At 68.9% G+C, this 11,749-nt stretch carries 10 protein-coding genes; 4 read left to right on the forward strand and 6 right to left on the reverse strand.

Annotation, left to right across the window (positions count from 1 at the left end; all coding sequences use genetic code 11):
• Positions 1 to 20: 20 nt before the first annotated feature.
• Together QQA12_RS15715 and QQA12_RS15720 are read right to left on the reverse strand one after the other, a co-directional pair.
• A complete protein-coding gene (locus tag QQA12_RS15715) occupies positions 21 to 404 on the reverse strand; it encodes a hypothetical protein (protein WP_054668358.1) in 384 nt (127 codons plus the stop codon).
• A 73-nt stretch (positions 405 to 477) separates the two neighbouring features.
• A complete protein-coding gene (locus QQA12_RS15720; protein ID WP_226049815.1) occupies positions 478 to 2,259 on the reverse strand; it encodes a DUF885 family protein in 1,782 nt (593 codons plus the stop codon).
• Between the two features lie 165 nt (positions 2,260 to 2,424).
• Here QQA12_RS15720 and QQA12_RS15725 point away from each other — a divergent pair, with 165 nt between their 5' ends.
• The 4 genes from QQA12_RS15725 to QQA12_RS15740 are packed head-to-tail and all read left to right on the forward strand — an operon-like array spanning position 2,425 to position 9,096.
• Entirely contained in the window at positions 2,425 to 4,389 is a 1,965-nt protein-coding gene (locus QQA12_RS15725; RefSeq protein ID WP_226049816.1) for a TonB-dependent receptor, read from the forward strand.
• Between the two features lie 17 nt (positions 4,390 to 4,406).
• Positions 4,407 to 8,288: a cobaltochelatase subunit CobN gene (gene cobN / locus QQA12_RS15730; RefSeq protein ID WP_226049817.1), complete on the forward strand. Its 3,882-nt coding sequence runs from the start codon at positions 4,407 to 4,409 to the stop codon at positions 8,286 to 8,288.
• Positions 8,289 to 8,314: 26 nt separating this feature from the next.
• Entirely contained in the window at positions 8,315 to 8,791 is a 477-nt protein-coding gene (locus QQA12_RS15735) for a MotA/TolQ/ExbB proton channel family protein (protein ID WP_056932368.1), read from the forward strand.
• The gene (locus QQA12_RS15740; RefSeq protein ID WP_054668364.1) at positions 8,791 to 9,096 is read left to right on the forward strand and encodes a DUF2149 domain-containing protein; all 306 of its coding nucleotides are present in this window, start codon (positions 8,791 to 8,793) and stop codon (positions 9,094 to 9,096) included. The genes QQA12_RS15735 and QQA12_RS15740 overlap by 1 nt, the downstream gene beginning before the upstream one ends.
• A gap of 68 nt (positions 9,097 to 9,164) precedes the next feature.
• On the opposite strand, the gene QQA12_RS15745 is transcribed toward QQA12_RS15740, so the two are convergent.
• From QQA12_RS15745 to QQA12_RS15760, 4 genes are all read right to left on the reverse strand, one after another.
• Positions 9,165 to 9,503 carry a lipid-A-disaccharide synthase N-terminal domain-containing protein gene (locus QQA12_RS15745; protein ID WP_169790239.1) on the reverse strand — a complete coding sequence of 113 codons (339 nt, stop codon included), beginning with the start codon at positions 9,501 to 9,503 and terminating at the stop codon, positions 9,165 to 9,167.
• A complete protein-coding gene (locus tag QQA12_RS15750; RefSeq protein WP_056932369.1) occupies positions 9,500 to 10,222 on the reverse strand; it encodes a glycosyltransferase family 2 protein in 723 nt (240 codons plus the stop codon). Before QQA12_RS15750 ends, QQA12_RS15745 begins: the two co-directional genes overlap by 4 nt.
• A gap of 70 nt (positions 10,223 to 10,292) precedes the next feature.
• Positions 10,293 to 11,258, reverse strand: coding sequence for an SDR family NAD(P)-dependent oxidoreductase (locus tag QQA12_RS15755; protein ID WP_226049818.1), 966 nt, complete (start codon positions 11,256 to 11,258; stop codon positions 10,293 to 10,295).
• Positions 11,259 to 11,420: 162 nt separating this feature from the next.
• Positions 11,421 to 11,723, reverse strand: coding sequence for a helix-hairpin-helix domain-containing protein (locus QQA12_RS15760; protein ID WP_054668371.1), 303 nt, complete (start codon positions 11,721 to 11,723; stop codon positions 11,421 to 11,423).
• Between the last annotated feature and the right edge of the window lie 26 nt (positions 11,724 to 11,749).

Genomic DNA, 11,749 nt, shown 5'->3' on the forward strand with positions numbered 1-11,749 from the left:
TCCGCGCGGCGGACGCGGGATCAGGCCGTAATCGGAGGACGCAGCAGGCTTTCCAGTGGCGCCGGGCGCCAGCGGGTGTCGTGCGGGGTGGCGGCGGTGGCGGCCGGCGGCATCGCCACGTCCCAGGTCACGGCAGCGAACGGCAGCACGCCGCCGTGGCCGTGGCAGTGGCCGCAATGCACCAGCGCGTGCAGCAGGCGGGCGCCGCCATCGGATTCGTCATGCCCGGTGTCCGCTTCCAGTACCGGGTCGTGCGCGGCGGCCGGGTGATCGGCATGGGTCATCGCATGCAGCTCGCCCAGCGCCGACGCCAGTGCGCCGCCGGCGGTGCCAAACGCGATCACCGCCAGCACCAGCAGGCGGAGCAGCAGCGACGGCGGACGGCGGCGCAGGAACGCGATCATGCGCGGCAGGGTAGCCGCGACATGCCGCGTTACACAATCTCGTCGCGCCGGTGCGTCCGCCCGGCTGGCCGGCTCAGGCCTTCTTGCGCTCCTCGATATAGGCCTTGATCTGCCGCTCCAGCACCGGCAGCGGCACCGATCCCTGCCTGAGGATGGCATCGTGGAAGGACTTGACGTCGAACTTGTCGCCCAGCTCCTTCTCGGCCTGCGCGCGCAGCTTGACGATGGTGATCTCGCCCAGCTTGTAGCTCAGCGCCTGCGCCGGCCAGGAGATGTAGCGGTCGACTTCGGTGGTCACCTCGTGCTCGCTCAGCGCGGTGTGGTCACGCAGGTAGGCGATGGCGCGTTCGCGGCTCCAGCCGTAGTGGTGCACGCCGGTGTCGATGACCAGCCGGCAGGCGCGCCACATCTCGTAGGTCAGCCGCCCGAAATCCTCGTACGGGGTTTCGTAGATGCCCATCTCGATGCCGAGCTTCTCGCTGTACAGGCCCCAGCCCTCGCCGTAGGCGGAGATGTAGGCGCCGCGGCGGAAGTCCGGCTGCTCGCCCTGCTCGGCCGCCAGCGCGCCCTGCAGCGCATGGCCCGGGTCGGATTCATGCAGGGTCAGCGCCGGCAGGTTGTACAGCGGGCGCGCCGGCAGGTTGTAGGTGTTGACCCAGTAGGTGCCCATGCCGCCGCGGCCGGCGGTCCAGAAAGGGGCGATGTCCGGCGGCACCGGCACGATGGTGAAGCGCGCACGCGGCAGGGTCATGAACTTGCCGATCACGCCATCCACGCGCTTGGAGATCCAGGCCGCGCGCCACAGCAGTTCTTCCGGGGTCTTCGCGTAGAACTGCGGGTCGGTGCGCAGGAATTCGAGGAAGTCGGCGAAGCGGGTCTGCTCGCTGCTGCCCTTGAACCCCACCTTGTCGATGATCGCGTTCATCTCCTGCTGGATGCGGTTGACCTCGCTCAGGCCCAGCGCGTGGATCTGCTGCGGGCTCATGTCCAGGGTGGTGTACTCGCGGATCTGCTGGCGGTAGAACGCCTTGCCGCCGGGCATCTTTTCCGCGGCCAGGGTGGTGCGCGCCTGCGGCACGTATTCATCGCGGAAGAACGCCAGCAGCTTGCCGAACGCCGGGATCACGCTGCCGCCGATCGCCTGCTGCGCCTCCTCGCGCAGCTTCTGCTGCTCATCGGCCGGGATGCTGGCCGGCAGCTTCCGGAACGGCGCATACAGCGGCGATTCGCTGGGGTCCTTCAGCCCGGCCACGGTCGAGATCGAGACATCGCGGCCGTCGAGCACCGCGCGCGGCACGCTGAAGCCACGCTCCAGCCCGGCGCGCATGTTGGCGGTCTGCTGGTCGAAGTAGCGCGGCACGTCGTTCAGCCGCGCGATGTAGTTGCGATAGTCCTGCGCGGTCTTCATCTCGCGCCGGGCCATGAAGCCCAGGTTCGACCAGAACGAGGAATCCGAATTGAACGGCATCTCGTAGGCGCGCAGGCGCACCGCGTCGGCCAGGCTCTCCACCTGGTACTTGTAGATGGCGTAGTTGACCTGGTTCTCGGCCGAGAGCGTGGCCGGGTCGATCGTCTTGAGCTGTTGCAGCACCTCGTCCCATACCTCCAGGCGCGCGGCCTGCGCCTCCGGGCCGACGTCCGGCAGGCGGGTGGCGTTGGCCGGGGCGTCCTCGTCCTCGCTGGCCTCGCCGCCACCGGCCTGGCGCCAGGCCCATTCCTTCGCGTAGATCGCCTTGAACTGCGCATCGGCATCCTGCACGGCCAGCGCCGCGGGGGCGGAGGTCCTGGCGGCAAGGGCGGGAGCGGCACTCAGGCCAAGCACGATCAGGAGGGCGGCGGTCAGCGGCGATTTCACGTCGGATGCTCTGCAGGTGGCGGTAGAGGGTGATGTTCGCATCCGGCCACGCTGCGGGTATCGGCCAGAAGTCCCAGTCATTGCCCTGCCCACGGGACCGGACTCCCCATTTATTTAAAATGTTATAACATTACTTAATTGGCCATTCATTCACGGACTCCCTGCATGACCTTCCCCGCGCCCCTGCCCCCGATGCCATCCCCCGGCCGCCAGTCGTCATTGGCGCTGCTGGTGGCGCTGGCAGCCCCCGCGGCCGGGGCTGCCGACGCAGTTGATCTCGGGCCGGTGGTGGTCACGGCCACCGCCACCCACCGCGATGCCAGCGATGCACCGGCCTCGATCTCCGTGATCGACCGCGAACAACTGCGGATGCGCCCGGTGCTCGACCTGTCCGACGCCCTGCGCGGCACGCCAGGCATCACCATCAGCGGCGTCGGCATGACCCGCCGCGGCGTCCGCATCCGCGGAATGGACGCCGAATACACGCTGGTGCTGCTCGACGGCCGCCGGATCAACGCCGCCAGCGACGCCATCGCCCATGCCGACTTCGACCTGGGCTGGCTGCCGGCCAGCGCGATCGAGCGCATCGAGGTGGTACGCGGACCGATGTCCTCGCTGTACGGCTCGGAGGCACTGGGTGGCGTGGTCAACGTCATCAGCCGCGCCGCCACCGACGACTGGCGTGGCGAGCTGAGCTACAACGGCGGCGTGGCCTCGGGCGGACGCGGTGGCGGCACCACCCAGGCCGGCATCTACGCAGGCGGCGCACTGCTGCCCGGCACACTGGGATTGAGCTTCTTCGGCGAACACCGGCGCAGGGAGGCGACGCAGGATCCGCTCGACCCGCGCCTGTCCGAACAGGAAGGCCGTGACGCCGACACCGGCCGCCTGGCCCTGAGCTGGACGCCAAGCCAAACCCAGCGCATCGATCTGAGCCATCTGCAAGGCCACGAGAAGCGCTGGCGCAACGCGCTGCAGGGCGGCACGCCCAGCTATGTCTACGAGACCATCGACGACATCGACCGCGCGCAGAGCACCCTGTCGCACCAGGGCCAGTGGGCGTGGGGCCAGACCCGGTTCAATGCCTATCGTTCCACCCTCGACCGCGACAACCGCCGTTCGCGCGGCGCGGCGAGCCGCCCGCAGAAACTCACCGACGACATCATCGATGGCATGGCCACCGTCGAACTGGGGTCGCACCACCGGCTCAGCATCGGCAGCGAATGGCGCAAGGAGCAACTGGATGACACCTCGGCCGCACGCAGCGGCCACGTCCAGGCGATCCAGACCGCGGTGTTCTTGCAGGACGAGATCCAGTTGGGTGAAAAGGCCTCGCTGGTACTGGGCGACCGCGGCGACCACCACCCCGAGTTCGGCTGGCACCACAGTCCGCGCGTCTATGCGGTGTGGCACCTCACCGACACGTTCACGCTCAAGGGCGGTACCGGCAGCGGTTTCAAGGCACCGAGCCTGAAGCAGTTGTCACCGGAGTACCTGGCCGTCGGCGGCGGCGGCCGCTTCACCATCCACGGCAACCCGGCATTGAAGCCGGAAACCAATACCAGCCATGAACTGAGCGCGGCATGGAGAGGCCGCAGTGGCGCATCGCTGCATGCCACGGCCTTCCACAACGACCTGGAAGACCTGATCCAGACCGAGTGCGTTGCCGCCTGCGGGGTGCGCGGGCGCGAAGTGCGCAACTACGCCAACGTCGCCAGGGCGCGCATCCGCGGCGTGGAGCTGGAGGCCAGCCTGCCGCTTGCGGCCGGCTTCTCCTTCGACGCCAACCACAGTTGGCTCAATACCCTCGACCGCCAGACCGGACTGGCGCTGAACGAGCGCCCACGTCAGAGCGGCACGGCCACGCTGCGCTGGGAAAACACCGCATTGACCGCCGCCCTGCGCGGCGAATACGTCGGGAGCCAATACCAGGGCACGGGCATGGCGCGGGTGCAGCTGCCCGGCTATTGGCGCTGGTCGCTGGACGCGCGCTACCGGCTCACGCCCCGGGTGTCGCTGGTGGCCGGCGTGGACAACCTCGCCGACAGGCGCCTGGACGAAACCTCCGCGCTGTACCCCTACGCCGAAACCGGCCGCTACTGGCATGCCGGCTTCAACCTGGCGTTCTGAGCATGGCGCGTCTGAGCATGGCGCGATGGCACTGGGGCTGGCTGGGGGCATTGCTGCTGGCCGGCCCGGCGATGGCGCGGGACGCCACGCTGCGGGTGGACGTGGTCGCCAGCGACTTCGTGCCGCCATCCAAGACCGCGCGGCTGGATGCGATCGGCCGCGATGAAGGCGTGCGCTTCCGGCACCTTGCCATCGGCGCCGACGCCACGGCGGCCGAAGGCTGGCCGGGCGATGCCACGCTGGTGATCCTGGATACCCCGCGCCGGCCGGACGCCGGGGCGGTGGTGGCAGCGGTCGGGGAACGCCTGCACGCCGGCAAGGTACCGTGGCTGCGTGTCGGCGGCGGTGCTCTGGCCTTCGGCAACCTGCCGCCGGAACAGGCGCAGCAGCTGGCCGGCTACTACGCCGGGGGCGGTGAAGCCAACTTCCGCCACCTGGCCCGCTATGTGGCACGCCTGCACGATGGTCGCGATACGGCCGCGGTGCCACCGCCGCAGCCATTGCCCGTCACCGGCTACCACGACCCGCAGGCACCCCAATGGTTCACCGATGCCACCGCGCTGCGGCAGTGGTGGCATCGGCAGGGCCAGTCGGATTGGCCGAAGGCGGCGGTGATCGTCGCCGGCAACAGCGTCGGCTCGCTGCAGACCGAGGTCCTGGATGCGGTGATCGCCGCCGCGCGTCGCCATCGCGTGGCCGCCTTCGGCGTCTGGTTCGACGGCGACGCCGAGGATGGCCTGCAGCAGGCACTGGCCGGGCTGGACGTGGACAGCATGGTCAACCTGACCCACCTGCAGAATGGCAAGGCACGTGCCGCCGAGTTCCTGGAACTCGACGTCCCGGTGCTGCAGGCCCTGAACTACCGCCAGGGCGATGCCGCTGCATGGCGTACGGCCGACAGCGGCGTACCGGCCGCGCTGCTGGCAACCTTCGTTACCGTCCCCGAAGGCTGGGGCATCGGCGATCCGCTGGTGGTTTCGGCCAGCCAGCAGGGCACACAACAACCCATTCCAGAACAGGTCGAGGCGCTGGCCGCCAAGCTGGCGCGCCTCGGCGCACTGCGGCGCACGCCCGCCGACGCCAAGCGGATCGCACTGATGTTCTGGAACGCACCCGATGGCGAGAAGAACCTGTCGGCTTCGCACCTGAACGTGCCGCGCAGCCTGGCACTGCTGAGCCGGCGCCTGGCCGATGCCGGCTACAGCGTCACGCCAGCCGACGAGCAGCGCCTTATCAGCGATGCGCAGGCGATGCTCGGCGGCTACTACCATCCCGAATCACTGGACGCGCTGCTGCAACGCGACCTTGCCGCCACCTTTCCGATCGCCCGCTACCGGCAATGGCTGGATACCTTGCCCGCCGCGCGGAAACAGGCCCTGATGCAACGCTGGGGCGATCCGGAAAAACACCCGGCGGTGCGCCTGCGCGATGGCCAGCCGGTGTTCGTGATCCCGCGCCTGCTGCTGGGCAACCTGCTGCTGATGCCACAGCCGCCACGCGCCGACCGGCTCGGGCAGTCCACCCATGACGGCACTGCATTGCCCAACCACTACTACCTGGCCGCCTACCAATTCGTGCGCGAAGGATTCGCCGCCGACGCACTGGTCCACTTCGGTACCCACGGCACCCAGGAATGGCTGCCGGGCAAGGATCGCGGCCTGTGGACCAACGACTACCCGCTGCTGGTGCTGGGCGACCTGCCGGTGTTCTACCCCTACATCCAGGACAACATCGGCGAAGCGGTGCAGGCCAGGCGCCGCGGTCGCGCCATCATCATCAGCCACCAGACGCCTGCCTTCGCCCCGGCCGGACTGTACGACGAACTGCGCGATCTGCACGCGGCGATCCACGAGTACCAGCAGCTGGACGCCGGCCAGGTGCACGAGCAGGCTGCCGCGCACATCCGGCAGATGGCGCTTGACGCCGGCATCGCCGCCGACATGGGCTGGGACGCCATGCGCATGCAGGTCGAATTCCCCGCGTTCTTCACCCAGCTGCATGACCACCTGCACGAACTGGCACGTACCGCAGTACCGCTGGGACTGCATACGTTCGGCCAGTCAGCGGCGCCGGAACACCAGCTTTCCACGGTGATGCAACAGCTCGGCGAACCCTACTACCGCGCGCTTGGCCTGGATCCGCAGGAAGTATTCGCCGGCGACTGGGCGCAGCTGCAGCAGAGTGAGCCCTACCGCCTGCTGGCCAGGCACCTGCGCCATGGCGCGCCACTGGAGGAAATCGGCGACCCGGTGTTGCGCGCACACCTGCAGCGCGCACGGCAACTGGATGCCGCACTGGGCGACACGCAGGAAATCGAAGCGCTGCTGCATGGGCTGGAGGGTGGCTTCATCACGCCTGGAGCCGGTGGCGACCCGGTGCGCAACCCGGACGTGCGCAGCGGGCGCAATCTCTACCCGTTCGAGCCCGACAAGCTGCCCACCCGCACCGCGTTCGCCAGTGGCCGCCTGGCCCTGGACCAGCTGCTCGACGCCTACCGTGCCGGGCATGACGGCCGGTTCCCGGAAAAGCTCGCCTTCAGCCTGTGGTCAAGCGATGCCATCCGCCATCTCGGCGTGCTGGAAAGCGAAGTACTGCATGCACTGGGCCTGCGCCCGGTGTGGGATGCCGGCGGCAAGGTCAGTGCGCTGGAGATCGTGCCCGACGACGAACTGCCGCACCCGCGCATCGACGTCGTGGTGCAGGTCACCAGCGTCTACCGGGACCAGTTCGATGGCTTCATGCGCCTGCTGGCCGATGCGATCGAACGCCTGGCGGCGATGCAGCCGTCACCGCGCAACCCGGTCGCGGCCCATGCACGCGCGCTGGAAGCCAGCCTGATCGAGCGCGGGCAACCACCGCAACGCGCACGCGAACTGGCGGCGCTGCGCATCTTCAGCAACGCGCCCGGCGAGTACGGCAGTGGCCTGAACCGCGCGGTGCTGGCGGGCCCCGACGCCGACAAGCACGAGTCATCGCTGGCCGATGGCTTCCTGTCGCGCATGCAGTACGCCTACGGCGCGCGTGAAGGCGGCGTGCGCCTGGAGGGTGGCAACCTGCTGGCCGAGCAGCTGCGCGGCGTGCAGGCCGCGGTACTGGCACGCTCATCCAACGTCCACGGCCTGCTGTCCACCGACCACCCGTTCGAGTACCTGGGTGGGTTGTCATTGGCCGTACGCCGGCTCGACGGCAGCAGTCCGGCGCTGTACGTCGCCGACCTGCGCCAGCCGCAGCCGCGCACCACCACCACGGCGCGCTTCATCGCCGACGAGCTGCGCAGCAACGCGCTCAACCCGCAATGGATAGGCGCGATGCAGCAGGAAGGCTATGCCGGCACGCTGGAGGTGCTGAAGAACGTGGACAACCTGTTCGGCTGGCAGGTCACCGACCCATCCAGTGTGCGCGCCGACCAATGGCAGGCGCTGCACGATACCTACGTGCGCGACGTGCGCAGGCTCGGCGTGAACGAATGGTTCGAGCGTGGCAATCCCGATGCACAGGCGCAACTGATCATGCGCATGCTCGAGGCGGTGGAGCGCGGCTACTGGCAGGCCGATGCGCGTACCCGTACCGAACTGCAGCAACGCCTGCAACAGCTGCACCCCGCGGCCCATGGCAATGCGGAGACGGCAACAACGCCCGCCCCCGGTTTCGGCCGTGGCCGCGCGATCCCGTCGACCTCTGCGACAACCGTTCCGGCCACTGCCGGGCCGACGGCCCGGTCCCGAGCCGCCGATGCGGTGATGCCGACGGTGCGCGGGCACGTGATGCAGCGGATCGAACCACCCCCGGCCTCGCGCTCCTGGCCGGTGTGGCCCGGCCCGCTGTTGCTGCTGCTGTGCCTGGCCGCCGGTGCCTGGCGACAACGACGCGACAACCTGCGCACTGCCGCATTTTCCTGACCGACCCGACGATACGGACAACCTCGATGAAAAGCCTCGAAGCCACCCTCTACGATCTCTCGCACCTGTTCCTGGCACCGGTGCTGGTACTGATCCTGCTGGCGCTGGCCTATGCCTTCCTCGCCCTGGGCGGGTTCCTGCTCGAAGGCCTGCAACGTCGCCGTGGACGCTACCGTTCGGTGCTGGCCGCATGGCAGGCACGCCACGGCGGCGGCAGCGATGACCTGGAACTGTGGATCATGCGCCGGCTGGAATGGCTGCGCATCGTTGCCCGCACCGCACCGATGCTGGGCCTGGTGGCGACCATGATCCCGATGGGCCCGGCGTTGCTGGCGCTGACCCGTGGCGACGCGCAGGGCGTGGGCGAGAACATGGTGGTGGCGTTCTCCTCGGTGATCCTGGCACTGGTCTCGGCCAGCATTACCTTCCTGGTCCTCACCGTACGGCGCCGCTGGCTGCTGGACGAGCTGCGCGCGATCGAACGCGCACGGGGGAACGGCTGATGCGCTTCCTCGACCATGACGAAGCCGACGATCCGATCCTGTCGGTGGTCAACCTGATCGACGTGTTCCTGGTGGTGATCGGCGTGCTGATGATCGTGATCGTGCGCAATCCGCTGAACCCGTTCTCCAGTGACAGCGTGGTGCTGGTGGAGAACCCCGGCAAGGCCGACATGCGCATCACCATCAAGGATGGCGAGGAACTGACCCGCTACGAATCCAGCGGCCAGATCGGTGAAGGCCAGGGCGTCAAGGCCGGCATCACCTACAGGCTGCCGGACGGGCGCATGGTGTACGTGCCTGAATAACGGCACCCGCGCCGTTCGGCCCGCTGCGCGTTCCACCGGCGCCGGGGATCAGCCGATACGCCAGAACATCAGTGGGTCGCCTTGTCCCGCTTCCAGCCGCGGTGGCGGATGTCCAGGTACAGGCTGTAGAGCGCGGTGAAGGTGGGGAACAGGTTGCCGAGGATGCCCACCGCGTCGTTCTTGCCGAACACGAAGTAGCTCAGCGTCATCAGGCTGCCGAGGATGCTCATGTACCAGAACAGGCGCGGGATCACCGGCTTGCCCTGGCGCTTGCTGGCGATGAACTGCACCAGCCAGCGGCCGCCGAACATCAAGGTGCCGGTCAGGCCGATCAGCTTCCACGGCGACATGTGCACGCCGGTCCACTCCAGCCACGGCAGCGGCTGGCTCATGAAATCCATGTTCAGACCTCCTCGACCGCGGTGCGCCTGCTGCGCACGATCAGCCAGGCCACGCCGCGCAGGTCGCGGATGCCGACCAGGGCACGGCCGAGGTTGTTGTACTTGGACACCCCGGCGGTGCGGTGGCGGTGGTTGACCGGCACGCTCACCGTCTGCCAGCCGGCGCGCTGCATCAGCGCCGGCAGGTAGCGGTGCATGTGGTCGAAATACGGCAGGTCCAGGAACGCCGCGCGCTCGAACAGCTTGATCCCGCAGCCGGTGTCGGGCGTGTCGTCGCGCAGCATGCGCGCGCGGATGCGGTTGGCCCAGCGGCTGGCCCAGCGCTTGGACCCGGAATCCTGGCGGTTGACCCGCCAGCCGGCGAACAGCTTCACCCCGGGCGCGGCGGCGTCGCGTGCGGCCAGCAGTTTCGGGATGTCGGCCGGGTCGTTCTGGCCGTCGCCGTCGAGGGTCGCGATCCACGGCCCGCGCGCGGCCTTGACCCCGGTGCGCACGGCGGTGCTCTGCCCGCTCTGGCTGACATGGTGCAGCACGCGCAGCTCGGGGTTGGCGGCCTTGAGCGAGCGCAGTACCTGCAGGGTGTCGTCCCTGGAGTCGTCATCGACATAGACGATCTCGAAATCCACCCGGCCGCGCAGCGCGGCGGTGATCTCGCCGACCAGGGGCGCGACGTTGTCGCGTTCGTTGAAGACGGGGACGACCACCGAAAGTGCGGGTTGGCTCATCGCGGGATCCGTTCGTGCAGTAGGAAAAAAGACCGCGCATTTTCCGGTACGCGGCTGGATGGAAGATCGGTCAGGCGGCGGCGCCGAAATAATCGCGGCACCAGGCCACCACCGGCGGCAGCCCGGCCTCGATCGGCGTGACCGGCTCGAAGCCGAAGGCCGCGCGCGCGCGCGCGGTGTCGGCCATGGTCTCCACCATGTCGCCCGGCTGCATCGGCCTGTAGACCTTCTGCGCGGGGCGGCCGGCGGCCGTGGCGATCACCTCGATGAAGCGCTCCAGCTCCACCGGGGTGTGGTTGCCGAGGTTGAACACCCGATGCGGCACGGGCGCCTCCGAAGGGTGGTCGAGTGCGCCGAGGATACCGGCGACGATGTCGGAAACATGCGTGAAGTCGCGGCGCATGCGGCCTTCGTTGAACACCTCGATCGGCCGCCCGGCCAGCACCGCGCGCGAGAACAGCAGCGGCGCCATGTCCGGCCGGCCCCACGGGCCGTACACGGTGAAGAAGCGCAGGCCGGTTGCGCGCAGGCCGTACAACTGCGCATAGGTATGCGCCATCAGCTCGTTGGCCGCCTTGGTCGCCGCGTACAGCGAGCGCGGCTGGTCCACGCGCTGGTCCTCGGAGAACGGCGGCGTGGCCGAATCGCCGTAGACCGAGCTGCTGGACGCATAGACCAGGTGCTGCACGCCGCGGTGGCGGCACAGCTCCAGCATGTTGACGAAGCCGACCAGGTTGCTGTCGACGTAGGCGTGCGGGTTCTGCAGCGAGTAGCGCACGCCGGCCTGCGCCGCCAGGTGGACCACCCGTGACGGGCGGATCTCGTCGAACAGCGCGGCCAGGCCATCGCGGTCGGTCAGGTCCAGCGTGCGGATATCGACCTGCGGGCACAGCGCGGCGACGCGGTCGCGCTTGAGCTGCGGGTCGTAGTAGTCGTTGTAGTTGTCCAGCCCGAGCACACGCTCGCCGCGCGTGGCCAGGGCCTGGCAGGTGTAGGCGCCGATGAAGCCGGCGGCGCCGGTGACGAGAACGGTCATCTGTCGGATCCGGAAAAGTACGGGGTCAAGCGCCTCCCCACGGGGAAGAGGCATCGGGGCCGGCACCACGACGGGCGGGCGTCGGCATGCCCGGCATGGGCGGCGTTGCCGGCAGCGGCCATTGTCGCCGCCGCGCCTGCCGGCGTGGGCGGGGACGCCGGCTCACAGCGTCAACGGGTCCCGCGCCAGGGCGGCCTTGCGCTCCCGGCTGAAGGCCCACCAGGGCTGCGGATCGCCGCCTTCCATGAAGCGCACGACCGACAGGAACACGTCGATCACGCAGGGGTCGTGCACCACGCCGGTCTTCAGGCACAGCTGCGCGTACATGTCGTAGGGATCACGCCCGCGCAGGTGCGCGGGAACCCGGATCCCGATCAGACGGAGATCCTTTTCACAGGCCGGCCCGACATTCGGCAGGTCGGTCAGACGCAACAGGTGATTGCGGTCGACCTTGGTGGGGTTCATTGCCTTGCATGCACCTCGGGGGTGGG

Origin of the sequence: Stenotrophomonas sp. 17(2023), assembly GCF_030345315.1 — a bacterium.
Taxonomy (GTDB): domain Bacteria; phylum Pseudomonadota; class Gammaproteobacteria; order Xanthomonadales; family Xanthomonadaceae; genus Stenotrophomonas; species Stenotrophomonas acidaminiphila.